At 61.9% G+C, this 26,803-nt stretch carries 18 protein-coding genes and 1 pseudogene; 7 read left to right on the top strand and 12 right to left on the bottom strand.

Annotated elements, in window-relative coordinates; genetic code table 11:
• Positions 1-667: 667 nt before the first annotated feature.
• The 4 genes from ACLIVD_RS41175 to ACLIVD_RS41160 form a co-directional block, all read right to left on the bottom strand.
• The gene (locus ACLIVD_RS41175) at positions 668-973 is read right to left on the bottom strand and encodes a hypothetical protein (protein ID WP_491932985.1); all 306 of its coding nucleotides are present in this window, start codon (positions 971-973) and stop codon (positions 668-670) included.
• Between the two features lie 77 nt (positions 974-1,050).
• On the bottom strand, positions 1,051-1,230 hold the full coding sequence (locus ACLIVD_RS41170; protein ID WP_491932986.1) for a YegP family protein: 180 nt from the start codon (positions 1,228-1,230) through the stop codon (positions 1,051-1,053).
• Positions 1,227-1,622 (bottom strand): hypothetical protein, encoded by a 396-nt coding sequence (locus ACLIVD_RS41165; protein ID WP_491933528.1) that lies wholly within the window; start codon positions 1,620-1,622, stop codon positions 1,227-1,229. Before ACLIVD_RS41165 ends, ACLIVD_RS41170 begins: the two co-directional genes overlap by 4 nt.
• 398 nt (positions 1,623-2,020) lie before the next feature.
• The gene (locus tag ACLIVD_RS41160; RefSeq protein WP_491932988.1) at positions 2,021-5,299 is read right to left on the bottom strand and encodes an NACHT domain-containing protein; all 3,279 of its coding nucleotides are present in this window, start codon (positions 5,297-5,299) and stop codon (positions 2,021-2,023) included.
• Positions 5,300-5,863: 564 nt separating this feature from the next.
• Between ACLIVD_RS41160 and ACLIVD_RS41155 the strand changes: the two genes are divergently transcribed.
• Positions 5,864-6,058: a hypothetical protein gene (locus tag ACLIVD_RS41155; protein ID WP_491932989.1), complete on the top strand. Its 195-nt coding sequence runs from the start codon at positions 5,864-5,866 to the stop codon at positions 6,056-6,058.
• Between the two features lie 325 nt (positions 6,059-6,383).
• Here the strand turns inward: ACLIVD_RS41155 and ACLIVD_RS41150 are convergent, their stop codons facing one another.
• The 3 genes from ACLIVD_RS41150 to ACLIVD_RS41140 form a co-directional block, all read right to left on the bottom strand.
• On the bottom strand, positions 6,384-7,766 hold the full coding sequence (locus ACLIVD_RS41150) for a hypothetical protein (RefSeq protein WP_491932990.1): 1,383 nt from the start codon (positions 7,764-7,766) through the stop codon (positions 6,384-6,386).
• A gap of 481 nt (positions 7,767-8,247) precedes the next feature.
• Positions 8,248-9,834, bottom strand: coding sequence for a hypothetical protein (locus tag ACLIVD_RS41145; protein ID WP_491932991.1), 1,587 nt, complete (start codon positions 9,832-9,834; stop codon positions 8,248-8,250).
• 250 nt (positions 9,835-10,084) lie between these two features.
• The gene (locus ACLIVD_RS41140) at positions 10,085-10,210 is read right to left on the bottom strand and encodes a hypothetical protein (RefSeq protein ID WP_491932992.1); all 126 of its coding nucleotides are present in this window, start codon (positions 10,208-10,210) and stop codon (positions 10,085-10,087) included.
• A 1,334-nt stretch (positions 10,211-11,544) separates the two neighbouring features.
• Between ACLIVD_RS41140 and ACLIVD_RS41135 the strand changes: the two genes are divergently transcribed.
• Entirely contained in the window at positions 11,545-12,702 is a 1,158-nt protein-coding gene (locus ACLIVD_RS41135) for a hypothetical protein (RefSeq protein ID WP_491932993.1), read from the top strand.
• 267 nt (positions 12,703-12,969) lie between these two features.
• Positions 12,970-13,302: a hypothetical protein gene (locus tag ACLIVD_RS41130; RefSeq protein WP_491932994.1), complete on the top strand. Its 333-nt coding sequence runs from the start codon at positions 12,970-12,972 to the stop codon at positions 13,300-13,302.
• A 251-nt stretch (positions 13,303-13,553) separates the two neighbouring features.
• Here the strand turns inward: ACLIVD_RS41130 and ACLIVD_RS41125 are convergent, their stop codons facing one another.
• The 5 genes and pseudogenes from ACLIVD_RS41125 to ACLIVD_RS41105 all read right to left on the bottom strand — a co-directional run bounded on the left by ACLIVD_RS41125 (position 13,554) and on the right by ACLIVD_RS41105 (position 18,092).
• On the bottom strand, positions 13,554-14,519 hold the full coding sequence (locus ACLIVD_RS41125; protein ID WP_491933504.1) for a zinc-ribbon domain-containing protein: 966 nt from the start codon (positions 14,517-14,519) through the stop codon (positions 13,554-13,556).
• A gap of 45 nt (positions 14,520-14,564) precedes the next feature.
• Positions 14,565-15,638 (bottom strand): annotated as a pseudogene (locus ACLIVD_RS41120) (zinc-ribbon domain-containing protein); the annotation flags it as partial.
• 797 nt (positions 15,639-16,435) lie between these two features.
• Positions 16,436-16,783 carry a hypothetical protein gene (locus ACLIVD_RS41115; protein ID WP_491932995.1) on the bottom strand — a complete coding sequence of 116 codons (348 nt, stop codon included), beginning with the start codon at positions 16,781-16,783 and terminating at the stop codon, positions 16,436-16,438.
• Between the two features lie 21 nt (positions 16,784-16,804).
• Complete coding sequence (locus tag ACLIVD_RS41110) at positions 16,805-17,119, bottom strand: hypothetical protein (RefSeq protein WP_491932996.1); 315 nt, start codon at positions 17,117-17,119, stop codon at positions 16,805-16,807.
• Between the two features lie 388 nt (positions 17,120-17,507).
• Positions 17,508-18,092, bottom strand: coding sequence for a hypothetical protein (locus ACLIVD_RS41105; protein WP_491932997.1), 585 nt, complete (start codon positions 18,090-18,092; stop codon positions 17,508-17,510).
• 301 nt (positions 18,093-18,393) lie between these two features.
• On the opposite strand from ACLIVD_RS41105, the gene ACLIVD_RS41100 reads away from it, so the two are divergent.
• The 4 genes from ACLIVD_RS41100 to ACLIVD_RS41085 all read left to right on the top strand — a co-directional run bounded on the left by ACLIVD_RS41100 (position 18,394) and on the right by ACLIVD_RS41085 (position 26,639).
• Positions 18,394-19,662 (top strand): hypothetical protein, encoded by a 1,269-nt coding sequence (locus tag ACLIVD_RS41100; RefSeq protein ID WP_491932998.1) that lies wholly within the window; start codon positions 18,394-18,396, stop codon positions 19,660-19,662.
• Positions 19,663-19,683: 21 nt separating this feature from the next.
• The gene (locus ACLIVD_RS41095) at positions 19,684-20,937 is read left to right on the top strand and encodes an SNIPE associated domain-containing protein (RefSeq protein ID WP_491932999.1); all 1,254 of its coding nucleotides are present in this window, start codon (positions 19,684-19,686) and stop codon (positions 20,935-20,937) included.
• A gap of 401 nt (positions 20,938-21,338) precedes the next feature.
• Positions 21,339-22,010, top strand: coding sequence for a DUF4190 domain-containing protein (locus ACLIVD_RS41090; protein ID WP_491933000.1), 672 nt, complete (start codon positions 21,339-21,341; stop codon positions 22,008-22,010).
• A 315-nt stretch (positions 22,011-22,325) separates the two neighbouring features.
• The gene (locus ACLIVD_RS41085; RefSeq protein ID WP_491933001.1) at positions 22,326-26,639 is read left to right on the top strand and encodes an NACHT domain-containing protein; all 4,314 of its coding nucleotides are present in this window, start codon (positions 22,326-22,328) and stop codon (positions 26,637-26,639) included.
• Positions 26,640-26,803: the final 164 nt, after the last annotated feature.

Below are 26,803 nucleotides of genomic sequence, written 5' to 3'. Positions count from 1 at the left end.
GCGCTGCTCCCGGTGCTCCGCACCGGGAGACGGGGCGGGTCGCTTCGCTCCCCACCAGGGAGCCGCTGCGCGGCTCGCAGTGGGTCCATTCCCGTTGCCGTCGATCGAGTCGCTTCGCTCCTCTGGGTTTCCGAGATTAGATTTCTCACCTTCGCTTTTACTCGTCCCGTTCGATCCGGTCCCCCACGCCCCAACGAAGCTAAGGAAGCGGGCAAGTGCGCCCAACCCGCCGCCCACTCGCCTTCCCGCGCCGCTCCATGTCATACCCACAGCGTACCACCCCACCCTCAACGCAACCCAAAACCAGTCGAAAAACCCGAAACACCCAAAACTGTTGATTAATAACAGATTACGAACCTTACAAGCTATTATTTGTGCATACCGCGCCTAAAGACTTATTCACCAAATGATTACCCAAACACATTGCTATTCAACAACTTTCAAAAAGGCTCAAAATCGGGCGAAACAGACACCCGCTCTCCCGCCGTCACCCCGACGCCGGCACTCCCCCGAACAAGTCGCCGGCACCCCCAACATCACAAACCGGGGACATGTCATCACACCAGGTCACAGCACCGTTACGGTCCCACACAGCACACGGCCCGCACCCCGGAAGTCGGGTGCGGGCCGCCGTCAAACCAAACAGATTCAGCGCTTCGCCGGCGGTTCAGTCGGGGGTGAAAAACAACTCCATCGACATGAAGAACCACGCCGCCATCGGCACGAACACACCCACCAACAGCAGAGCGAACTGCCGGGCAGGCCGCCACGGAACCGTCATCAACCCGCACACCACCACCACAACCACTGGTCCCGCCCAACTCACCCAATACGAAGCCGGCGGCGGATCCGACCCGAACGAAGTGAATGAGCCATGCGGATACACCCTCGGCTGCGGAACATCCCCGTAGTGCTGCCACAGCAGCACCGCCGGCAGATAACAGAAGAACCCCAGCAGCAGACCCGCGCACACCCCCAGCGAAATCCGCCAACCCCGCCCCGACCCCGCCGGGGTCGTCGCCTCATCGACGCCACCGGGACCATCAGAGGTCAGGTCAAATCCTCAGTGGGAGCGGATGCGGCATTGTCCTTGATCGACGCAATCCCGTTCTGAGCCACCGCCTTCGAGGAGTAACCCTGACTCGCCGCGATGATCTCCCCGTTAGCCGCCTTCAGATGGAACCGGAACTTGCCCGCCGCGTCCTTGAACAGCTCGAACTTCGCAGTCATCGCCCCTCCTCCACACGGTATCCACGACGGTCGCGAACCCCCATGCGATCACGGTAAGCCGACCACACGCCCACCGGCAGCCGAACAACCCCTTTTCGGCGGCACCTCCGACCCTCAGTCCGGGACGTGTCATCTCCCCAGGTCAAAGAGCTCTCCGAGGCCGCGGTTCTACCCCGTCCATCCACGCGAAGATCGGGTATAGCCGAGGACATTTGCGGGCAATCAACTTCGTCGCTTTCGTATCGCCGATCCCCGGTAGCGCCCAGAGGGCGGTTTCCCAGGTCCCAGGCGGGCCACCCCGGGGCGAGCGGGTCCGGTTTCGTCCCCCAAAGCTCCCGATCCGGTCCTATCACCGTCAGAAGGGCGTTCAGCGCCTCCGCCTCTGTGTCCACGATCGCCCGCGCCGCCGTCGGCGGGACCTGCACCGACAAGAACGTCACCGCATTCGAACCGTGCGGCGACGACGAGCGGTCGTCCGTCCTGCAGGATCTGGTCCCAAGCTACCCGAGCAGGGGCCATCCGTGAGCCGCGCTGCCATCCTGGCTCGCTGGTCCCCGCCGGCGGTCTCCGGACCGGGGACCGGCGGCCGTTGGTCCGCCAAGCGACGCGCTGAGTCAAATACCCCGGTTGCGACAGCACTTTCGTTCGTCAACTTCGCTCGTTTGGGCGGGGATGCTCGGTGTTCGGTGCTGGGACGATTGTCCCAGCACGCGGGCCGAAACCAGCCGCCAGTCACCCCGATGCGGTCGCGGCGATCACCGCCCGCCGACGACGGTCCGCGATCCCCGCGTCATCCCAACACCGAAAGCCCATCCGAGGTGTGACCCTCAAGGAACATGCTCGCAAGCTTCGCTGGATTCGCTCCTCCACGTGAGCACTGGTCGTTCGTGCACGATGTCTGGCCCGGAGGTTGGTTTACGGTCCGACAACTCAAACACATCCACCCCGGGTTTGGCCGGTTGACCACCTCATCAAGTAGCTCTATCAAGTCCGACGGCTTCGCGGCGTTGATGTGTTTGATCGCTGCCTCTTGGACGTGACCGTCAGGGTCGTTCAGCAGCGCTCTGAGCTGGTCACTGACAGCGTCTCCGCTTATCGGCCGGATAGTTAGTGCCGCCACGGCCCGTAGCACCGGGTCATCGCTCTGCACCCAGCAGTCAGGTTCGGGCCCTGATTCAAGCGACGCCAACGTCGCCGCAGCCATATGCAGATGTCTGGGACTGCGTGCAAGCACAGTCAGCGAAGACCTCAACACCGGCGCCGCCTCCTGCGCGATGGGAGCCTCCCACAGGGTTCTCGCCGCGTAACGCGACTGGCCAGGGCCGAGTGCAAACAAGCGTACGAGCAACCATGCGGCCGCCTCGCGATCACTCACTGTTGACCAATCAGGACCTGAACGTTCCTGTGCGTTGTCGAACAATGCGAAGTAGGGGTCATTGCTTGTCCAGTGCTCCATCCGCGCCAGTACGATCTCCGCTTGAGCACTAAGAACTGTTTGATCGAATTTGTACAGGGATGCTGTCAACGCAATGAGATCCCTGAGAAAGTCGTCCGACTTCTCGTGGAGGCGAACCACCCCACCATCATTCATTTCTAAAGTTGCGAGAAAGTCTGCCAGGTCATCGACACGGATTGCCTGGGTGATCGATAGCTCGGTCGTTGGGTGGTCGGCGACGAGTCGGAGAAAGTGAGCGTAGACGGAGTCGTCGTAGTCGGGCCTCCACGACGGAAGCTTGTTCTCAAGCGTCTGTGCGACCGAATCGCGGATCGTCTGTGCCTCATCGTCGAATCCCCGTTCGGCAAGGAGCTGGATCAGAGATTTTTGAAGCCCGCTCGGAGCTTCCAGAGCGCATGCAACAACCAGGGGCGCAGTTTGCGGAACCTCGTCCAGCAGCAGTTCTGCGGCCTTCTTCTGCGTCGTCGTCAACGTACTGTCCGTGATCCAGGATCGTAGATCGAGTATGGCGCTTACACCCCACGACGATTCGTGCGGCAACGACTGCAGAGCAAGCACTTCGGTCAGCACCTCGGGATTCTCAACGCCGTGGCCTCCTGCGTGGAATAGGAGCTCCATCGACGCATGAGCAACGATGCTGCGCTCGCGACCATAATGCGCTGCGGCCGCCTCAGCAGATGCACGAAGCTCGGCCGGAATAGGGAGAGCTAGGAGAGCCTCCCAGCTCTGCCACCCCTCGGACGTGCCCTCGGCTATGTGAGCGATCAAGCATTCGCAGACCTGCCGAATCATTTCATCGTCGAGTTCGGCTCCGTCCCTGAACGCCTGAACCAGTACCGTTGCCAGCCTATCGCTATATGGGTTCTCCTGAAGGCAGTTAAATACGGCCGACACCACCGCTGTGTCGAGTATGCAAGCAAGAACCAGGGGTTCAAACTGCTGGCCTGAAATCCGTGCGTCCACCCATTCCGGGATTTCGTCCGGGCGCGAGGCAATTCGCATCGCATCTCCGATCTCCGCGAACAACGCGATCCGGGGAGCAACGGACTCGTCGGCCCCGGACAGGACAAAAATTCCGGTCTCGTCGAATAGGCGCACGGCTTCCCGCGCCGCGACCGTCGCCTGAGCCGACGTCAAACCCCAGGGATCACGAAGGGCACCAGCAACGGCGTCGACGACCATCGCTGCGACGACGTGCCCCTGACCATTCAGGATCGCCGTAGCCTCCGCAGCGAATGCCTGCATACTCGCCGTGCTCAGTGCATAGCCCGGCAGCGGCCCCAGGGCCCGACCATCTCCGCGCTCTATCTCACGTCCAGCTACGACATCCGTGACGACGGCTTCAAGAATCCGTGCGCGTTGCATCGGAAGCGACTCGGTCGACCGCCGCGCTGCAAGAAGCGCCAACAACACAGGAATGAGCGGGGTTTCGCGTAACAGTTCGTCTTGCTCTAGCGCAGACTGAACCCATGTCTCGCGCTCGGAAACCCAACCGGGTCTCTCAATTGCCTCGATCTCGGTCCGCAGTGCTGCGGCCTCCAGAACAGCGGAGACCGTACTCTCAGCAGTGGACGGTGGGAGAAGACGCAACGTCGACCATCCAAGAGTGGTGGCTTGTCCGTAAGCAACATCTCGTGTGGCCAACAGAATGCACACGCTCTCCGGCAGACCAGCAACCAGCTCAGATATTTCCCTGACCACCCTCGCACGCTGGGCGTAGGTCTCGTCGAGCGAGTCGAGTAGCAGCGCGATGCCCGCTCCACGATCCAGCCGGTCATTGATCTCGACAGTGAGAATCTCTCGATCTGCTGGACTATCGTCGCGGACCGCGACCGCAATTAGCCGATCTCGGAAGCTAGTGCCCCCATCCGCACTATTGACCAGGCGAAGCGAGGCACGCACTGGAAAGGGAAGGTCGCGATTCGAAGCCAGCTGACCTGCTAGCGATTTCAACGCCATAGATTTCCCACCACCTGGAAGCCCGGTCAATATGACGCGGCCACGGCGAAGGAAAGCCCAAATCAACCGACCATCGTGCCGATCGTCCTTGCCCGACCTGACACGAACGTCCGCGTCCGCCTCCTCAAGAGGCAGGCTCGGCAACTCTGCTCCCAGCGTACGTAAGTCGAGCTCAGTCCCCTCTCGGGTTAGGCGTGCACGATATCGCTCTACTGCCAGCCGCCGGCGTTCAAGCACAGCTGCCGGCGTTCCTCCCGCGCCTTTGATCGTGATGCCTTCACCATGTAGTGCACCTAGCCAACCCGCGAGCTCGTGCCCTCCGCGCAACCGTGCAGCACGTCCTGAGAGTCTAAGCAGAGCGTCCCATGCCTGGCGCGCAGAATCGTACGCGCTGTCGGCAACAACGTGACGCAAGTGGCTTACGGCCTGCTGTGAGTCGGGCTCGTCCACCTCTTCCACCCGTAACTCCCAGATCACCGCGCACTGCAGGGCTAAATCCCGCTCGGTCTCGTCCAAATCCCCGAGGAGACCGCGAACGTCGGACAAAACCTTCGCCTCTTTGTTCGTGGGAGAACCTGGATGGTCGGTCCGCCCGCGATTCAGAACGCGCTGCAGGTCTTTCATCGGGCCGCTGAGGGTTCCCGCCACGATCACCAGGCGATCCTTCCCAGGGTCCAACCCCGCCTTTACGGCCTGAGTCCACTGGGCAACCGCCTCGCGGAGCGGTTTCCCAGCGTTCAAGCTTCGCTTGGCCTGCACGAATGCCTGCCAACCTGACTCGAAATCGATCCTGACATCGTCGACCGGATCGTCTGTCTCTAACGACACCGACGCCACTAGCCCGTAAGCGGGTGGAATTTCGACCCCGGGGAGCGGAACTCCGGATAAACCACATGCCACCGCGTAGGCCGCAACCCCCCGCCGATACTCAGTTCCCGCGTCGCCAGAAGCCCCTGCAACGCTCCCACGTCTTGCCCCCGAGCTACCGATCACACACAAAGTTTAGAGGCGGTCCGGACGGCCTTGAATCGTCCCAGCGCCGTTGTGAGCGCCCCCGACGCCCGCAACCTGCCTGGGCCGCAAAAGCCAATGTCTCCGAGGCCGCCAGGCTCGCCGACCTGGGCGCAGACCCCGGCCTCGAACGAAGCTCTGACCGCCGGGTTCACCTTCCACGACGGATTCTTATTGACCGGTACGGCCAGACTCGCAGCGAGCTCGATGACAATCAACGAGCTGCGGGCATTTCCGGAGGTGTTCGGGCATGTCGCCTCCAGTCCGGCGGCCTCCGGTCTGATCCGCATACTCGCCGCGGACTCTGCGATGGCGCTGGGCCATCGATCGACGCATGCGGTCGCCCCCTCAGCGGTGATCACCGCTCATTCCGAGAAGGAGCAGCAACTCCGATCCAGCTGAGCTATCGCTTTCATCTGTGTGCGCCATCGTTGACCACCCCAGCACGGCACCAGAGAGCCGGTGGCAATACTGCTGGACCTGGAAAGGCCGGATCAAACACCGCCGCGGACCAATCGCTGTACTGCAGGACGCCCTCGCGCAGCTGCTGGTCGATCCCGGCCAAAGGAGGGGAAGGTGATTCCTCACAACCGCGATTTCGTGAGATAGGGAGGAACACTGCCGGTCGTTGACCGATGACCCCCGCAAGCTCGCTCCCAAACGAGATGCCGGTTCACCGAACGAACAACCAGCCCGAACGCACGCCGAGCCCGAAACCGGTAGGGGGCTAGAGCTTAGTCGCACCAGCCACTATCGCCTTCTGCGCCAAGAACTGCAGCAAAATTACATCTGGACCAAGCAGTCCAGTTTCGCGAGACCCCGGAAGGAGCAGCTCCGTTGATCCGTCATCGCCGTCTGACTTTGTGTGAACTATTCGGCACCGAATTGAGTAGATTCGGGACGATATTTGCTCGACGATCGAATTATTCTCATTTTTAAGATTGATCGAAGAAGCGCTTTTAATCCGCTTTTTGTCGCCCAAGCACTCCAGCATTCCCGGCACGTCCATAATGAATTCTCTGATCGCAGCATCATCCGTAATGCTAGCGACGGTAACCTTGAGCTGGTCGCTTTCCTTTCCGTACGTACCACCCCGGCTTTCACTTAACTTCAAGATCCGTGTCAAATCAGCTTCATCGGTTGCATCAAAGCGAGGATCCAGTAGCTCTTGCCTAACACGTTTTAGCGCATCCTTCTTTGAATAGTGAGGAAAGAAGAACTCCAATACCTGATAGTAGGCTAAAAACTGCAGCAATGGCAAAGAATTAGCGGTCCGTGCGTAGCTGTACAGACTCAGGGCCTCCCTCGGATACCGAACTCGAGGCAGAGCCACAGATGCTCCATATGATCGCGGCCCACGGAACCCTCTTCCGAGTCGATACGGGTCCGCCTTCGGCATCTCCAGAAGAACGTTGTGGCGCAGATCAATCTCGTACAACAACGCACCGACGTGGTCCTCTAGCATCCGAGTAGCAGCGTCATGAGTGACAGACGATAGCCCTCGGAGCTTCACGGTCACCGGGCTTCTGACGCCAAAGGGGCGTATACGAGCCCCCCGGCCATCAACCAGTGCCAGAAAATGCGCCGAGGCGGGTGATACTTCCGCGCTCCACTGACACCTCCCATCCTCAATAACCAGGCGCCAGTCGTCTGTGGGGCCGATTCGGCGACCGGGGACGATATCCTCCGCAGCATCGTCGGTAAGGATATCTGCGTCGTCATCCGCATCGGCCAAGCTTTCGGTCCCCGAATCGCCGGGTGCCATCACCTCAATCCCTGGAAGGGCGAGGATTTCACGGCTTCCAAATCGCGCCCCTCGAACAAGTACCTCCATGTAGGCATTTTTGTGATCATTGATCGCAATGTAGTCGCCCAGGAATCGATAATTCTCAAACGCGAAACCCAGAAGACCAAGCGCCCTTTCTTCATCCAATCGGACTGGACGCTTCTCCTTTCCATTCGGGATAAATAACGTGGTTGGAGTCTTACGAACACCAACCCCCTCTGCATTTACCACTGAACCGGACTCCACATCCCAGTTTGCGGCACGGGCTCGACTCTCAACTACATCGACGGCGTCGGGGCTAATTTCTGAATTCGGTTCGGTCATTGCGCTCGTGGGGTTCCTCTCTTTATGTGCCGCATTCCATGCTCAACGAATGGGCTGATCCAAGTAGGCGAAGCCAGTTCGACATGTCTCAAACGACTTCTTGAATTGCCTAGTCCCCAGTTATCGAGGGAGTTCGTGATGCTGCTCGGTGCAACGACGGGTTGCCTTGCTCTCTCACCATCGGTAAGAGTTTCGATTCGCGGCGCCGGTGAGGTCGCCGCGGCCCAGACTCGAGGCGCGCCGCGAAATTTCGCCGCCCGCCATCCCAGCCGTGATGGTGGGGCATGTGCTTCTCGGCGATCCGCCATCATCCTTGAGATGCTTCGGGCAACAAGGTTCCGAATAGGGACGAGGTGCCGACACGGACCGCACCCTAGCCATATTGGCCTTGTCCGGGGTGATCGCCCCGGACTACGAAGCTCCGGGCCGGCGCAACGGGACGGTTGACACCGCGGCTGACACTTGTCATTTCGGGCCTCGCCTACTCGGGCGGCTCCGCGATTGCTGAGGACCGGATCGCGGGGTCCCACCCGAAGAAGTCTCGATAGAACTGTTCCTGTGGACTCTGAGGGACCTGCACGTCCGGGGCGGCCGGGGCGGCGCCCAACAAGACGTGCGCCTTCGACGTCGCAGCGGCAGGCGGTGTGCACAGGATGAGGCGGGAGAACGCGTCTATGTACTCCAGGCCGGCCATCAGCAATCCGATAGCGGTGGTCGCCATGTCGCTCACCGGACGAGCTGGTGCGTGCAAAGCGTCTGGCGGTGTCGACATCCACACACCAAGACGGTCCACGTGATCCTGGTCGAGTTCGAGTTTCTCGATTTCGGACAAGTCGATCGCGACGGTGCTCGCGCCGCCGTAGCTGCGTGTGAGGTACGCGCCGGTCGGGAGAACCGATTCATGGATTCGGTTGCGCAGGGTGGCGCAGGTGAAGGCGTAGGGCTGCAGCGCTCGCACCGCGACGAGTGCACGATCGTCGGGGTAGTTCGGTTCGAGGTACTCCTCGATGAATTTACTCGAGTGCAACGATCGGGGGCCATTGCGGACGTTGTCACTCGGGTTGAGAAGTCGTCGGAACAGGCGGCCGTAGGTGTCGAATGCGGCGGTGAGGTAGAGCAACTCCCGGTCGAACGCCTCACTGACGTGCTCGACGGTGTCCACGGTAGGTGCGCCTTGTCCGTTGGTCCGGGACAGAGCGGCCAGCAATTCGTCAACTGCTCGTGCTGCACGGCGCAGGCGTGTGAACATCGAATCGACCTCGGACGCCACGCCAGGGTCACCCTTCAAAGACGCCGTCAACTTAACCAGGCCGAGGCAGGGCAGGTGGCTGTCGATGCCCTGGTGGTAGAGGTCGGCCACCGATGGCGCCTTCTCCGTCTTCGTGTGCCTACCCTTCCGGATTTGCTTCACCACCAGGTTTCCGGTCATGCGTAGGTAGTGTCCAAAGATCGGTGGCAGCTCCTCGGGACGGATCATGGCCACGAGGTCATTATCGGCGACGTCCGAGCGCCCGACCGTACGTGCGGTCGAGACGAGGGTGTCGATGCCGAGCTGCAAGGCGGTCGATGCCAAGGCAGCCGCGCGCCACCGCTCATCTTGAGTGAGCCCGCCGACGGTGGACTCGTTCTCGTCCAGAAGCGCATATGCGTCGAAGAAACCGCACCGGCGGCTGGCGACGTCCTCGCCGGCCTGCGTCGTCGTTACCCAGAACTCGAGAGAATCGGCCATCCGTCCCGCGGTCGCCCGATCGGTGTAACCGATGGTATGCAGTTCGTCGATTTCCAGGGCGGTCATCCATCGCGACGCGAGGCCGGCGTCGTCATCTCGATGGACCAACAGTAGCGGGGTGACTTCAGGTCGCCGGAGAATGTCCACGACCGTGGGGAACCCATCGGGGTCGGCGCCGAGCGTTCGCAGATCCAGGCCCACTTGCATCGGTCTCGTGGCCGGGGTGATCGGGAAGAGCGGGTCGTGGTCCTTCCCGGTGGTCCGGACGTAGCGGATGAACTTCGAGCGCGGAGCACCTGCGGGGATATCCAGGGCTGCGACCTCACGGGAAGCGGTCATTGTCAAATTCTGACACCGGGCAGTGACATCCTTGGATTCGGCCCACTCTGAGACATGTCGTGTATATCACGCGAATGACACTAGACCGCAAACTATTTCGGCAATAGGAACCTGCGATGAGGCGTTCAGCATCACCGCTGTCGCGTAGCCACAACGGGCGCACCCGGCCACCCGATCCGCAGGCGCGATGGCATCCAGGGCGCCCTCGCGGCGGTATAGGCGGCCCACGCGACGTCCCGCTTCGCCGCGGTCAGCCCCGGTAACGTAACGGTGTCGCTGCGGCGTGGCCGGTGTCGTGGGAGTACTGCTCACCGATCTCACCGACCTCCCGGGCCAACCAGATCAGCTTCCCCGACCCGTTCTCCCCGACGGTCATCAGATACGCCCACTCGCACTGCGGGCCCCCGGACACACACCAACGCCAACTCGTTCTCGGACAACGCCTGCCACAGCTGCTCCACCGCGAACGACCCCATACCGCCCATTCAACCGCAGAATATCGACCCCCGGGGACGGGCCACACGGACCATGGGCGCCGCATCCGCCAAGGTCGCAGCACCGCTGCCGACGATCGGCGCGCCCAGGCCATAATCCCCATATGGCCGAATGACTTGCCGTCAGGTGAAAGCGTGGAGGTGGGCGCCGTAGCCTGATCGCTGTGGCGATACCGGCCCCCGGCCTGAACCTCGCGACGTTGCGCGGGCTCCGAACACCGTTGGCGAAGGCCGGACCGGCAGCCGTCGCGGACATCACGGCCCGGATCGAAGCGCACCTCGCGGCGGCAAGGACTCACTCGTCGTCCTCGACCTCACCCGCCGGGTCGAACCCGATGTGCCGGTGGTGTACTTCGACTCCGGACTCGACTACCCGAAACCGACGACTACCTCACCGAACTCGCCCAGGCATGGCGGCTGGACCTGCACCGCGTCCCCACCGACCCGCCACTACTCGACCCGCTCGCCGTCTCCGGACTGTGGGACCACACCACCCCACCGACACCGCGGCCGCGGGGGGTGGGGGTGGATCTGCACCGGGTGCTATTTACCGAACCCGCCCGGCACGCCCATTCGTTGCTCGGGCCTGGTGCGTCACGGGGTGTGCGTGCCGACGAATCCGCGGCCCGCCGGCATTTCTACACCCGCGGTGGCCGGCTCGACGGGATCGTCACCCGCGAGGAGGGACGGCCGCGTACGGGCCGATCTGGAACTGGACCACCGACGACGTCTGGGCACGCATAGCCCGCCACCAGATGCCGGTCAACCCGGTCTACGCCCGGCTCCGGCAGCAGGGCGTGCTCGAGCACAAGCAAGGGATCCCCACCTGATCGACGGCAACCACCTCGACGGGGGCCGCCTGACCTTGCTGCGCCGCGGATCGCCCGCCCTCTTCGACACCTCGCCGACGCTCTGCCCGGATACGGCAACTCACCTTGCCCGACCGATGCACCGGCACAGTCCTTCCAGGTGTGACCTGGGGAGACGACACGTCTCCGACGTGTGTCAGGTGTCAACCAGAGCCTGGGCAGTCCCGGCCGATGGCCTGCGGACTCGGCGCTCCACTCCCACGACGTGTCATCGCGGAGGTGTTCTCCTGCCTGGTGTCGGTGAACTCATGTCGGCCACTGAAGGCTGCGGTGAAGCTCTCCGCCGCGACACGCTGGCGCGGGGGACGATCCTCCAGCCGACCATGGAGACCACGTGAGATCTTTTCTTGGTGAACCCGCACCCACGTGACCGCAACCTTGACAATGACCTGTCCGAGCAACTGCAGTTTCTCACTAGCTCGGGCTCTGCCTTCGACCTAGGGAATCTGTCGGAGGCGAAACGCATCGCGCTTGTCATCAGGGTGTTGGTTCACGACACTTCCAACAGCCATAGCCTTCTCGCGCAGCTCAAAGTGAAAGACAAACTCGATTGGGCCGACAGCGCGCCAGTGATCGACAGGGATCCGAACATCGTCGGCCGGAGCCCCGGCCTCACGAGCATGGGCTTGGGTCGGGATGGAGTCACTTTCCTCGCCAGAAGCGCAGACGGGATCGAGCAGTCTTCCACGACGCGCTATGTGAGTTTCGATGATTGGTGGGAGCGGCCCGTGCTGATTGACAGCAAAGGCGCTGAGTTCAGTCGCCGGGGTCTGGTTCTCGCGCTGGCAAACAAGGACGGCGGTGCGCACATTGACCGCCTAAATGAAGATACCTTCGCTCTCGTTCACTCCAACAGCGCGGGGTGGGTGCGTGCCGGTGGCGGTGACGGTGCGGCGGAACCGATGCCGACGCCAATCTACGCTTCGGTCAAGACCATCGCGGAGGAGTTGCTTCTGACTCTGCGACGCAATGGGTACGACGTACCGAATACGACGACAGCTCCGGCGCTCGGAGGCATCGAGTCATTCGTGGCTTCCGACTACACGGGTAATCCGATTGTATTGGAGGAGTGCCGAGAAGACGTTTCGCGAGCGACCTTCGAGTTCGAAACGCTTCCGCACGTGACTTTCGAGGTGACACGGATCCAGCAGGCTCAATCTGACTCCGCCTTCGACGGAACAATTCCTGCGGGTTGGTTGAACATTGTCGGGCGTATCGATTCCAACGGCAATGTTGTGCATCAGTCCGGTTTCGCCGGCCCGAGCGACGAATCGCTTCCTCTCGACCATCCTGCCGAACAACCAGTGCCACCGAAATCGGTATCGTTCGTTTTCGACAACTTCCCTCAGGCGACATTCGACGCCTATCGGTCAGCCGAGAAGCAGGTGGAACACGACCACTACGGGAACCACCATGTGCGCGAGGCAGGGTGGATCGATCTATTCGTCACCCTGAACGGCCAGACATGGCACATCGGTGGCTTCTCCGGACCCGGTGCCGCCTGACTGCCCAGTCACTAGCGGTTGCGAGTCGTGAGGTTGTCAACGCCCGGTCGTAGCACGGGGTGAGCGAAAGTCGGGTCTTCCGATGGCAGGATGAGATGTACCACCAACGCGTCCGCCGACGGGAAGAACCGACCGTGACCGACGGCACCGCTCCGCTGTCCGTCATGCGGTAGACACCCCGCCCGGGCGTCTACCGCATGACCTGGGCTCCGCGATCTATACGACCTGGCTGGTCCCTGGGCGACAACGCCCCGCACCGCAGCCGCAGTGTCCCCCATCGCCGCCGGTGCCATCCCGGCCGTCGTCCACCACATCGGCGACTTCCTTCCCGACAGCGTCAACTTCCTCGTGCCCGCACGCAAAGTCACCCGCCTGCCCGGCGTGCACCTGAGGATCGGGCCCCTGACCCGCACCAAGGTGATCCCCACCAACGGACTCCCGATACCGACCGTCGAACGGACTATCGCCGACCTGACCGAACCCGAAACCGGCCTGTCCCTGGTCGCCGGCGCCGTCCGCGATGCGATCCGCACCGTCGCCCTCGTCGCACCCGACCGTCTCGTCGCCTGCCTCACGGCGCAACGAACGGAGCACCGGTAGGGGAGGCGATGGCATCACCGGGCAAACGAGTCACCAGAACCCATCACGTACCGGTACGGCTGACCGCAAGCGACCTTGGCGATCACCGGATCGAGGACGTCACCCTTTCGTGAACCGAACTTCTCAGCACCAGACCTCACGCGCCGGCCTCGACCCGGGTCCCATGGGTTGCTGAGTACGCGGAGCGGTGCTCGCCCGACAGAGCCTGAAAAGACTCCGCCTGCGAAGCCACGGTCTAGTGGCCAATCACATTACACGCGAGCGTAGGTCATCCATCGAGGGATCTCGCCACCGGCGACGATCTCCGAGATCTGTTCTTCAACGTCATTCTGTCGCGTTTTCCAGTCATTTTCCCACACGACGACTAGACGAACTCCGAGGGTCTCGCAGATCGCCTGTTTACGGTCGTGCCTGTCTTTGATCCGAGGGTCCCGCGACTCGTCGTGCCAGTACTCACCATTGAACTCGACACCTAACCTCACATCTTCCACATAGATATCCAGCTCAAACTGGCCCAGTTGCTTTGCCCGGTAATTTTCGTGAACTTCCAACTCCGGAAAAGTTGCGACGATATATGCGTAGACCTGTTTTTCCGCCTTGGACCACGGCAGTGAACCGGAACAGATAGGACAACCAGTTTCGTACTGACTTCTATCCGAAACCGAGACCTCCCATTCGTGCTTCTTTTCGCATATCCACCAGACCCGCTTATTTGACTTAACTTTGACGTCATGTGCGGTGAGATCTCCGTTCTTAATGGGATGCCACTGTGCCGCTAGTTCCGGATTCAGTGTCTGAAGATCATTCTCACCGGGAATCACAAAGTACCCGCTGCAATAGGGGCACCCGATACCTTGCGTGCGGGTCGCAGGCGAAGTTTGCCATCGATGTTTCTCTTCGCAAACCCACCAAATGGATTTGTTGGAACCGGCACTTACTTTAGCGGGGTTCAGATCTCCATTTAGTGCAGGATCCCATTGTTCAGAAATTTCAGGAAAGGTCGTGTTCAGATCATTAAATCCCGGCAGAACTCTTTTCCCAATGCAGTAAGGGCAATTAAGACTCGTCCCCGACCGGAAGGCAACCGCAGATTTCCAACTATGCCCACACTCGCTGCCGATCCACCAAACTTTCTTCCCTGAATACGGATTGATATTCTCGGGCTTTAAGTCACAGTTTTTCTCGTAGTCCCACTCCGCAGCTACATCGGGCCTCATGGTTAGTAGGTCAGTTTCTCCGGGTACGGTTAGCTTCCCGTCACACGCTGGGCAACCAGCTCCCCCGCTTCGGCTAGCGATTACAGACTGCCACTCATGGCCGAACTCACAAATCCACCATGCTTTACTGCCAACGGATACGGTCACATCCGCCGGAGCCCGATCCCCGTTTCTCGTCGGATGCCAGGTGGAAGCCACCTCGGGCTTCAATGTAGCGAGATCATTGAACCCCTTCAGCACTCTGTGCCCGGAGCAGTAGGGACACCCATACCGACGGGCCCTGTGGGCCGGGGTAGTTTGCCACCGGTGACCGCAAAGGACACCCTTCCACCAGTAGCTTTGGTTTGAGTGCAAGCGCACCTCGTACGGTTTTAACTCACCGTTTCTCTCATAGTCCCAATCAGCAGCTGTGTCAGGAGCCAGCGTTTCGAGGTCATTGACCCCTTGCAGAACCTTTTTTCCGAAACAGAAGGGACAGCCGCTGCCATGCGATCTGCGATCTACCGAGGCCTCCCAGCTGTGACCGCATTCTCGACCAATCCACCAGACAACCTTTCGGGAGCTTCTAGCGAGCCGAGTGGGATCAAGACCCCCGTTACGCCCGTAATCCCATTCAAAGACAAGTTCGGGCTCTAGGGTCGCAACGTCGTTGTAACCAGCCAAAACCGTTTTTCCAGCGCAATAAGGACACGATGCGCCCTTGTTCCGGTTCGAAATGATCGCCTGCCACTCGTGACCGCACTCCTTCCCCAGCCACCACACTTTCTTTCCCGACATGACTGGAACCCGCTCGGAAGTTAGCTCCCCGTTCTTGGTGGGATGCCATTCAGAAGCTACTTCCGGGTTCTGGCTGGCTAGATCGTTAACTCCAACGGTTAACGGCTTCCGCACTGCCCTGTTGCAGGAGGGGCATCTCGAACCTTTAGTCCGGCTGTGAACGGAGGCTTGCCATTCATGGCCGCAGTCCTCGCTCCTCCACCACACTTTTTCCGAGGACGTCTTTGCTACGTCGTTCGGTGTCAGTGCGCCGTTCTTCGTGGGGTGCCACTCCGCGGCCACCTCCGGCGCGGCTTCAGCTAGTGTTTTTCGGGCCACAACCCAAGGTTTACCAGACCTCATTTCTGGTAGAATACGGTCGTGCTGCTGAGCCGGCTCCGGAACCAATCCACCGGAGAGGTCCGGGAGCCTCGAAAAGTCCAAGACGGCGCCCAGCAAGAACCTTGGCCGTGGTGGCCTCAAGTCACCCCGCCGAGCGCTACGTGACCCCGATCCCATTGTTGCGCAGTTTGATAAAGCCTCCAGTACCCTCACAGGTCAGCCGACCGGGCCTCTCAGCGGTCCCTGGACCGCGACGGCGCCCCTGGGCACCTATCCCTACGTGACCGCGTCCTCTGGAGCATCTAGGAAGGTTTCGTCTAACGGGCCGAACGTTTGGGGTTGCCGGATATAGGCCACTCGCACCAGCGCGTTCAACCGTTCCGTGCACCAGCACCGTCCGTCCGCTGTTCATCCACTGGTGCACTTCGCCCAGCCAAGCACCTGGTCCGCCTGCGGCAGAGCTCATAGGGGTAGCGGTGAACCCGAAAAATGACCCCTTTCCGGCAGGCGGGTTCAAGGGCAGGCTCCGGCTCCTTCCACACCGCCGCTGACCCCGTGGGATGACGCCGCTCCGCGGATCGCGACGGGACCGTCCGTCGCGTGTATATCGGGTGAATGACACTGCCGCACCGAGCATTCGCTCTCAGAGTCATTCGCTGAGACTTTCAGAGACGCAGACCCCCACGCGTAAGGGCGAACCAGAATTTGAAATCAGCTCGATGTACGAAAATCCGCTCTGCAGTCGCTCTACCCGAGCCGTCCTGTCTCCCTGCCCGTGTCCGAGGTGAACTCCTCTACGTGAGGCCGCGGGGAGTGCACTAGCCGGTCGTGCCGGTGACATCGACGATGTTCGCCGTGAACCGGGGGACGGTCATGCTGCCACCGAGCGTCGTGTCATATCGGTATGCACCCGCCACCTCAACGTAGAGCGTGACAAGGTCATCCTTGACGACGTTGGCCACCACCGGTGGGCTCGACCCTGCGATCACCACGTTGATGTCGTAGTCGTACCAAGCGTCCTGCTGAGCACCAGCGACACTCGCCCGAAACTGGGTGACGCCCGTGCCCGAGTCAAACTGCGTCACAACACCATGAATGACCAGCTTGCGCCCCTTCGCGGCATCAGGCGACCTGGCGAGCAGAGCAAGGTCCCGATCCGAGATCACCTCGTAGGTAGACCTGCCGAACTACGCGGCGTTGATCGCGTCGACACGGGCGCGCTCGGCGTCCACGGCCTGTCGGCTGCGCTCGCCTTGCGCGGGCGACAGCACCACCCGGCTCGTGGTGGTCACCAACCCCAGAGACTCGTCATCGTCGTTCACGGTAGCGACAACCACGACGCTGCTTACGACCAGCACGCCTATGACAATGCCGCCCAGCGCCCATGGCCACACGCGGTCGGCCGTCGTGGGCCGCTCCGGTGGCGGCGGAGCACTCCTCCCCGGGCCGTCAGGGCGAGGCTCATCCCTGCGCGGCTGTTTGGGGTAGAACGGGTTCGTCATGGCCCCTCCGCGCAGACTCAGATCTTTGCGTGATTTATACCCCACACCCTCGCACCCGGTCTGCCTTGTCGAACAAGTCGCTGTGACACAGTGGGTCAGTGTCATTCGTTCGAATTACACCGACGCGCGGGCGCAGCCTGCGGCGGGCCGCGAGGGCACATCGGCGCACATTATCGCGCGGGTGACTGCCGGGTACATCGCGGTCGGGCCGTCCACGGACCGCTCAACGTGCCGACCGTCCACGCATAGGTTCACCGACGCGCGCCCACATGATCCGCGTGCCGTGATGCGGAGACGAGGCTTCGTCGACTCGGCGCCCGAAGTGATGCGAATGGTGTTCGGCGGCAATAATCCGAATAGAGTCGAGCCCTCGATCAGCCGCGTCTCCCTACCGATTACCGACAATCCGGGCGACCACCCAGGACGAGGCGCTCAGCGCTGCACCCGCGAGGATGACCACCCACAGTCCCCAGCCGATCCCAGTCGAGACCATCGTGTTCATGAACTCGACCTCGCTACCACTGACTTCTACCGCATCGATGATCCCGATGCCGAGAACCAGGACGCCGGCCACCGGCGCAAGCCAACGATCCCCGAACTTCGTGAAACCACCCCGAGCGTGCATCGCGAACAACGCGGCGGCGGCCACCGCAGCCAGCACCAGCGAGATCACCCCGTCGCCTTCGGTACCCGCCACCCCAAAACTGAGAGATGCCGCCCAAGGACCGAGACTGCCGACGACGATCACCAGACACGCAACCAACCCGGCGAGGATGTTCGGTCTGTAGTTCATTGGAAGCGGCGCCGGTGGCCTTAGCGGCGGCACACCGACGAAGCTTCCCGGTATGGTCAAGTCCACCAAGGGGACGAAGGGCTCCGGCTCGTGTGACTCGATGGGTTTGCTGTTGGCCAACCACCGCTCGACCGGACTGAGGTCAGCGTCGCCGCCACGCTCGCTCGCTTGATCCGCCATTCGCTGGACCAACCCTTCTCTCACGACAACACGAAGAACGACTAACCCCGGCGTGATGAGAGTGTAAAGAACGTCCGAGATAGACAAATACGGAACAGGGAACCAACTACCACCTACCGCCACTTGGCCGAGTTGGCGACGCGCGGCTCTGTCGGTTGTTCGATCGACATCGCGTTGCAGCGCTGGTGGTTTGATATTAATCACGTACGCATTGACGCGTCAGCCGACGCCGCAACGCCACCAAATTTCGATGCGGGGGCTGCAGCGATCGACGCACTGTTCACCCGAAGGGGGCCCAGGTATGGCCAGGCGACGTGGATTCTTCGCGGAGATGCAACACCAGGCGCGACTCGCCGAGCAACGGCAACGCCAGCAACAACGGGCCACCGCCCAGGCACACGCCCGCGCGGTCCGCGAAGCGCAGCGCGCCCAGCGGGAATGGGAGCGCGCGCAGGCCGCCAGCGCCCGGGTGGCCGCGGCCGACGCCGCCCATGCGGCGAAAGAACGCGTCTGGCTGCACGAACAAGCACGACTGGCCGAGGTCGAACGGCTCAACGCCGAGCTGGCGGAGCAGTCCGAGGCCATCGACAGCCTCCTGTCGGCGACGTTGGCGGTCGACGACTATGTCGACCTGGCGACGTTGCGGCAGCAGATCGCGCACCCCCCGTTCGACCGCCCCGATCTGACCACCCCGACCCGGCGCCCCGATCCGTTGCCCTACCCGCCGGAGCCCGTTTACACCGAACCCCCGGCGCCGACCGGGCTTGGGGCGGCGCTCGGCGGCAAGAAGAAGCATGCGGCCGCGATCTCCGACGCCCAGGCGCTGTTCTGGCAGCAGCATCATCATTGGCAGCAGCTGCTCGCCGACCGCAGCCGGGTCGAGGCGGAGAACGAGCACACGTATCAGCGGCTCGAGTCCGAGCGTGCGCAGAAACTGCAGGCTGCGCAGGAGCAATACGAGCGCGACTGCCGCGAGCGCCGGGAATCGGTGCTATCGGCGAATGTGAAACTCGAGCGGCTGATGGTGGCATTGCAAGAGCGTGAGCCGTGGGCGCTCGAGGAATACGTGTCCATCGTCCTCGGTAACTCGGTGTACCCGGAGTGCTTTCCCGTCGAGCATGACTTCGCGTTCGACGCCGCCGACCGGGAACTGCGGTTGACGGTCACCGTCCCGGACCCGGCTGCCCTCCCAGCGGAGAAGGCGTTCAAGTACGTCAAGGCAAGTGACTCGATCACCAGCACCCCGCTGACGGCGAAGGCCCGCAAGGACCGCTACGCGAAAGCGATCTCCGAAGTGGCCATCCGGACCGTCCACGAGATCTTCGAGGCCGACCGAGACGGCATCATCGCGACGATCTCGATGGAACTCGGCACCCGGGCGATCGACCCCGGCACCGGGCACGACGCCACCATCACCCTGGTGCAGTTGGCCACCGACCGCGACACCTTCACCCACCTCGACCTGACTCGGGTCGAAGCCCGCGCCACCCTGGACCACCTGCGTGCCGGGGTTTCCAAGAATCCGCACGACCTGGTTCCGGTCGCCAACACGCGCGGCGTCCGCGGCTAACGGACGGAAAGGGATTTTCCGATGACGACTCCCGACCCTAGTATCACGATCAAGGCGCTCCGCGAGATGCTCGTAGTCAAAGAACGCGAGGCGAATACCCTGCTCGACCGGATCGCCGGCCTCGAACGCGACCTCGCGCAGGCGACCGAGAACGCCCACCGCGCCGGCACACAGTTCAACCACGGCCTCCCACCCGCGGGCGGCGGTACCGATCCGGACATCGTGGAGACCGACGATCGCCTAGTGCTGCAGGAAGTCGGCATCTACACCTACCACCACCCCCTCGAGAACGCCGCCCAGTACCGCGACCAACTCACCGACATACAGACCGCGATCAAGGAAGCGGTCACCAGCGGTAAGGCGATCGACGCGTCGAACATGTTCAGCTTCAACAACTCCCTCGCCAAGGGCCGCAAGATGACCGCGGACCTGTCGAAACTGATGTTGCGTGCCTACAACGCCGAAGCCGACATCTGCGTCCGCACCATCCGCGCCGGCAACCTCGCCACCGCCGTCAAACGCCTCGACAAAGCCGCGGTCACCATCGCCAAGCTCGGCGACATCATGCAGATGCACGTCGCCGACGCCTATCACGCCCTGAGGATCCGTGAGCTCGAACTGACCGCGGACTACATGATGAAAGTGCAGGAAGAGAAAGAAGCCACGCGCGCAGAACGCGAACGCCTCCGGGAAGAACGCAAAGTCGAACAAGAACTCGCCGCTCAACGCGAGAAACTCGACAAAGAACGCGCCCACTACCAGAACGTGCTCACCTCCATCGGCGGCACCGACCCGCAGGAGAAGCAGCGGATCCTTGACAAGCTCGCCGACCTGGACCGGGCGATCGAGGACAACGACTACCGCCAAGCCAACATCCGCGCCGGCTACGTCTACGTCATCAGCAACCAAGGCGCGTTCGGGCCCAACGTCGTCAAGATCGGCATGACCCGTCGCCTCGACCCGATGGACCGGGTCCGCGAGCTCGGCAGCGCCTCAGTGCCGTTCCCCTTCGACACCCACGCCCTGTATTTCTCCGACGACGCCATCACACTCGAAAACGCACTGCACAACGCGTTCACCGGGCAACGCCTCAACCACGCCAACCTGCGCCGCGAATTCTTCTTCGCCACACCAGCCCAAGTCCGCGACGTCCTCGCCGCCCACGTCGGTAACCTCCTCGAATACACCGACCAACCCGAAGCCACCCAGTACTTCCAAAGCAGAAACAACTGGCCGGCAGACGCCGCAACCGGGCCGGCAATCACGCCGATGTGACAGTGCGCGTGCAACTCGTACCGTGATCCCAACCCGCCGTTCCCCGAACCCGGCCGCCAACGACCCGTTCGCGCAGCCGCCGGAACAGGGCGGGCACCGGGACCTTGTCGCGCCTCCGGCCGGATACGGCGGACACCCCGAGTCCTGACGCGATCACGGGAATGGCTTCGCTGTCCCGGCCGCCGCGATCTGGTATTCCTCAGACGCAGGGCTCACCAAAATCCTTTTTCCGCCTGTGTCATTCACGTAAATGAACATCATGTACCCGCGGCCTGCGCACACCGCAGGCCGACCTAAGATCGGCGCCGAGGGGTGCAGTCGCCTCCCACATTGCTACCGGAGGTGACCATGGGCTTCCCCGTCGAGCGTGACCGTGCCGCTCACACACGGATCGGTGGCCGATGACCGTCGACCTGTCCAAGGCGGCCGCGACACCGTCGCCGAACCATGCTCCGATCAACCCGTACGCGGTAATCGCTCTCGTCGCCGCACTGCTCGGGTTGTTCCCCGTGGCGATCGTCTTCGGCATTCTCGCGTTCTGGCGACCGGCCGGGCGGGCCATCGCGGTCGCGGCACTCATCCTGGGGATCCTGGAGGCACTTGCCGCCGGGACGATCCTGTATTCGGCTGGATCCTCGCTCTCGGACGCGGTCACGGACTCGTCGCCGGCCACCAGTTATTCCCTCCCCTCGGCGCAGGCCCAGGCCCTCACGTCGGCTTCCGCGGTTCCGCCCGCCCTCGTTCCGCCCGCTGCGGCGACCACCAAACCCGAGCCCGAAGCCGCCACCGCCGTCGACGAGCCCGAGCCCACCCCATCCCCCACGGTCAACGGGGACTGCGACACATCCGTCGACAACCACGCCACCTCCGCCGACGGCACCTTCCTCAAATGCACCTACGCCGGATCCACCCGCCCGCACTGGGTGAGGTCCGTGCCGATCATCGGCCAAGCCGCCGAAGGCGAGAGCTGCAACCCCGCCGCCACCGGGATCGCGATCTCACCCGAAGGTCAGGATCTGTTCTGCGTCAATAACGGTCGCACCGGCACCGGTACCTGGGCACCCGGACCCTGACAACGCTCGACGTACCCGACGATCGAATCATTCACGGGGCGTACGGGCTCGAAGATGCGATCAAGCGTACGAAAGACGATGCAATCCATCCTGTGCCAGGCTATCGGTGGCCGATATGCATCACGGACCGGGGAGGCGGCGGCCCGTCTGGCGCGTAGCCCCGATTGTGCCCACGACACAGCGCGAGACCGAAACGGGAACTGACTCCACAAATGGAACAAGTGAAGGTCCGATCCGATGTTGTCGCTACAGTCCACATATGACTCTCGACGGCGATCTAATCGATCATTTCAGCTGCGTCAGTGGTGATCGAGAGTGCTGAGCTTGGACAGTTTCCGCAGCATCCGCTCCTGGAATGGATCGCAGCCCGATGCGTTCGAGGAGTTGTGCTATCAGTTGCGCGATCCCACCCCCGACGGGGCCATCCTGTGGAAGGTCGGCAACCCTGACCGTGGGTACGAGTGGTTCGTTCGCCATGAGGATGACACCGAGTGGGGATGGCAGGTCAAGTACACCTTCGGGATCGACGACTTCCTCAAGCTCGCCACCGACACTCTGGAGACGGTTGTCGCTGAGCGACCCAATTGCGTGCGATTGACGTTCTGCATCCCGTTCGATTTGCCCGATGTCGTGCCGAAGACGAGAGGCCGCCGTACCGGATCCTCAGCTGTCGAAAAGTTCGAACGGTGGCGCGACCAGCGCGAGGCGAAGGTGCCCGGATCCGAGCGCATTGAGATTCTGCTGTGGTCTGGTGGCGACTTGCTGACCCGGTTGAACGACCCGAGCAATCGCGGACGTGCCTGGTTCTTCTGGGATCAGGATGTGCTGTCGCTGTCTTGGTGTCGCCAGCGGGTCGACTCGGCGCGAGCTGTCGCCGGACCTCGCTACTCAGAGGAGCTGCACATCGAGATGCCGATCGCGGCGGCGATCGACGGACTCGCGCGCGCACCGCGATTTCGCCGCGATCGGAAGTTGTTGCAGACGTCGTTTAACTCGGCGGCTAACGGGCTGCTGCGCGTTCGTTTCGACGACGCGTTGCGTGAAGCCATCCAGTCGTGCCGCGCGATGCTCGCGAGATATGCCGATGCCGATGCACCGGCGGCTCCCCTCGATCTGCGCGACGCTCTGCAGCGATGTGTTAATGAGGTGGACCGGGTCATCGATGAATGTGGCGATGAATCTGTGTCGCTCAAGGCGAACTCGCTGCTTGAAAAGCTCTTCGATGTCCAGGGTTATCTCCGATCGGGAGCGGCACAGGCGGCGCACGAACGTGCGCTGATCGTTACCGGTGATGCCGGCCAAGGCAAAACCCATCTGTTCGTCGATGCCGCCTACCGGCTACTGCGCGAGGGTCAACCCACGGCCCTGATCATGGGAAGCAGCTTGACCGGGAGCGATGTGCTCAGCGAGTTGTCGAGAAGACTCGGTATGGAGACAGTGGGTTGGGCGACGATGCTCCAGGCAATGGCATCGGCCGCGGAGGCGTACCAACGCCCCTTCGTACTGATCATCGACGGAATCAACGAGTCCGATAAACCGCGTGGCTGGCAGACCGAGCTCCCCACCTTGCTCGCCGAGACCCGCCGCTACGCTCCCTGGATCGTGGTGGCATTGTCGGTTCGCACAACCTATCGCGACATCGTCCTCGGCTCGGATGCTGCCGACTTACCGACAGTCGAGCATCAAGGTTTCGCCGGTGTCGAGCAACAGGCTGCGGAGAGATTCTTCGCGCACTATCAGCTGCCGGCACCACAGCTACCGTTGGTCGGTCAGGATATGTCGAATCCGCTGTTCCTGAAGCTCTACTGCGAGACCGTGCAAAACGGCTGGACCCCGCCAGTCAACCAGCGAGCTGTGACCGTCAGTACCCTATTCGACCAGTACCTGGGCACAGTCAATCGGAAGGTGTCCGGAACTCTAGAGTTGGACGAGTCCGATCAGCTCGTGCAGCAGTGTATGAGCTTCATGGCAAAGGAGTTCACCGCACAAAAGAAGGATTGGATTCCACGGCCGCGCGCGAAGCAGCTCATCACGGCGCTTGCGCCGCATCTGCTCTCGTGGCCACGAACCTTGTTCGGCGAACTCCTGTCGGAAGGATTGCTATCGGCCGATATCGTCGACATCGATGACGGCACAAAGTTCGTCGAGATCGAAGTTATCAAGCTCAGCTATCAACGGTTCTCCGACTACATGATCGCCGAAGAGATTCTCTCCACTACCACTACGATCTCGCAGCTCGCCGCAGCCGCGTCCACTATCAGTGCATCGTCCTCGGGTGTGATTGAGGCACTGTCAGTGCTCGTACCGGAACGATTTGGCGTCGAGTTGCTCAAAACAACGACGTGGAACCTCGATCCGCTCGACCAACAGCAGTGGCATAGGGCATTTCTTCGCAGCCTGCCGACGCGCCATGGTGACGCCATCACCACTGATACCGTCGAACTGTTTGAGCAATTGACTGAACTGCCGCCTTCGATGCGCGAGTTGTCGGCGCAAACGCTGGTTGAGCTGTCCGTCCATCCTGGCCATCGCCTTGATGTTAAATATCTTCACCGTCTTCTCGACCAGACCGCAATGCCCGAGCGCGACGCTTCATGGGGAATTTCCTTGTACCACAGCATGAATACCGGTGCCCTTGGCAGAATTGTCCGATGGGCCGCACGGCCGGACCACGAGAACTATCCGCACGATGTCGTCGAGCGAGTCGCGGTCGTGCTGGTCTGGATGCTCGGAACGCCGCATCGCCCGATGCGCGATCACATCACAAAGACGCTCTCTCGGCTGCTCTCGCACCGTTTGGACATCCTCAAGAATTTGTATGACCAGTTCAGCGCAGTCGATGACCCTTACATCTTCGAACGTCTTTGCGTGATCACCTATGGTGCGCTTATCACGTCGGAAACATCGATCTCACAGGATGCGGTCGAGGTTGTGCGGTGCATGGCCGCAGCAGTCGCCGGGCGCTCAGTACCCGATTTGCTGGCCCGAGACGCACTGAACGGTGCCGTGGAATGGTGCGTGCGAACGGGAATGCTCGACCGTGACGCGGCCGAGCAGCTTCCCCAGTCGGCGCGGTCGTCGCTGACCTTGGACGCGCCTACCGAGAGCGATCTGTATGCCGTATACGCCCCGCGCGCGACGGGATCCACAGCGCAGGCCGGGTACGCGAGTATTCTCTTGTCAATCTGCGGCCTTGGCGACTTCGGTGTGAAGGTCGTCGGCCCCGATGTCCGACATTTCAGCCGGTTCCCCGTAGACGAACCCTATCCTTCGCCTCCCCCTCCGCCTGCCCAGACCACCCTTGACGACATCCGTCAGAGACTTGCCGCGCTGCAGAGTAGGGCTCAACGAGAGGATGCCGGAGATAAAGACCCGGAGGAGAATTCCCTACGCGCGCCAGACCAGATTGAAACTCGGCCACGCGCGGAGTTCCCCGACGACTCCGCGAAGACGTGGATCTTCCGAAGGGTGCTGCAATTGGGATGGACTCCGCAACTGTTCGCCGAGTTCGACGCCACCATCTCCTCACGCGGCAGAGAAGGCCACAAACCTGAACGCTTCGGTAAGAAGTATCAGTGGATCGCATTGCGCGAGTTGCTGGCGCGGATCGCCGACAATTATCACCCGCGACGACGACTGGGCGACAACGCGAGCGCTTATCGAGGCGCCTGGCAGATTCATGGACGCGATATCGATCCGACTCTGCCGCCGGCGCCACTGCTGTCGAGTACCCCTCGGCAGACGCGATTCGAGACAACGTTCCCGACCGACGACAGCACACATTGGTGGCTCCCGGACGGACCTGACTATGGTCGGTCCGATCCTCCAGCAGACTGCGACTGGGCGGCACGCACGGATGGCATTGTCGAAATAAAGCCACACCTCAAGCGATTCGCTCCTGACGGTAGCGAATGGGTGGTACTTCACTCGACGCACAATTGGGAAGAGGAGGATCCCCTCGGCGGCGAGGATCCTGACCGCAACCGTCGCCAACAGTGGAGCCACATCTACAGTTGGCTTGTTGCGAAATCAAATACGGCGTCGGTCTACAAGTTCTTATCAGAGAACTCGCTAATGGGAAGATGGATGCCCGAGGGAAGCAGCCCAACATCGGTGGTCTACCTCGGCGAGATGCCGTGGGGAGCGTCGGCCAACGAGTATCCCCAAGAATGGGACACCGGACATGGTGCCAAGCCTCTTCCGAAACCGGTCTATCCCACGTGGAATGAATACTGCTGGGAATCGGTTGTCCTCGACTGCTCCATCGACGAGGCGGTCAACGCCTGGATGCCATCGCTCGAACTCTTCGAGGCGGGCCAGCTGACCTGGCTGAACCGCACGCGAGAATGGCTCGATGTCGATGGCCAAGTCGCCGCCCAATATCTTGATACCGCCGACCAGAAACACGCCGCACTACTCGTCCGCTACACGTGGCTGGCGAACGTCCTCGAATCAGCCCAATGGTCAATTGTCTTCGGTCATTTGGGCGAGAAGCAGCTATTCAGTTCAAACGACTCGCAACCAGGTTTGGCTGGCGACTGGACCGAAATCGATACGACAGCTGTTCTGTACGGATCGGGCACCTGGAGGTGGGGCGACACCCGCACAGAGCGGCGGCGTCTCGAATGAATACTCGCGCGGGGCATGTGTCACCGAGATGGCCAACGCGAGTCGGGACTCGGTCGTTCAGAAGCGTCGGAGAAGTCAGTCAGGCCGTCCTGCGGGACAGATTACCGCCGTCGGCCGTGAACCCGGCTTCCGCGCCTCCTCAGATTCCAGATCGTCACCGCCCG

It is taken from the genome of Rhodococcus sp. G6(2025) (genome assembly GCF_058628105.1).
The sequence above is the reverse complement of the archived record's forward strand: the minus strand, read 5'-3'. Positions and strand labels throughout refer to the sequence as shown.

Coding starts and splice junctions, on each gene's coding strand:
- ACLIVD_RS41170 (WP_491932986.1), bottom strand. CDS start 1,230: ATGACTGCGAAGTTCGAGCTGTTCAAGGACGCGGCGGGCAAGTTCCGG.
- ACLIVD_RS41155 (WP_491932989.1), top strand. CDS start 5,864: ATGACAATCAACGAGCTGCGGGCATTTCCGGAGGTGTTCGGGCATGTC.
- ACLIVD_RS41150 (WP_491932990.1), bottom strand. CDS start 7,766: ATGACCGAACCGAATTCAGAAATTAGCCCCGACGCCGTCGATGTAGTT.
- ACLIVD_RS41145 (WP_491932991.1), bottom strand. CDS start 9,834: ATGACCGCTTCCCGTGAGGTCGCAGCCCTGGATATCCCCGCAGGTGCT.
- ACLIVD_RS41140 (WP_491932992.1), bottom strand. CDS start 10,210: ATGACCGTCGGGGAGAACGGGTCGGGGAAGCTGATCTGGTTGGCCCGG.
- ACLIVD_RS41125 (WP_491933504.1), bottom strand. CDS start 14,519: ATGAGGCCCGATGTAGCTGCGGAGTGGGACTACGAGAAAAACTGTGAC.
- ACLIVD_RS41110 (WP_491932996.1), bottom strand. CDS start 17,119: ATGACGAACCCGTTCTACCCCAAACAGCCGCGCAGGGATGAGCCTCGC.
- ACLIVD_RS41105 (WP_491932997.1), bottom strand. CDS start 18,092: ATGGCGGATCAAGCGAGCGAGCGTGGCGGCGACGCTGACCTCAGTCCG.
- ACLIVD_RS41100 (WP_491932998.1), top strand. CDS start 18,394: ATGGCCAGGCGACGTGGATTCTTCGCGGAGATGCAACACCAGGCGCGA.
- ACLIVD_RS41095 (WP_491932999.1), top strand. CDS start 19,684: ATGACGACTCCCGACCCTAGTATCACGATCAAGGCGCTCCGCGAGATG.
- ACLIVD_RS41090 (WP_491933000.1), top strand. CDS start 21,339: ATGACCGTCGACCTGTCCAAGGCGGCCGCGACACCGTCGCCGAACCAT.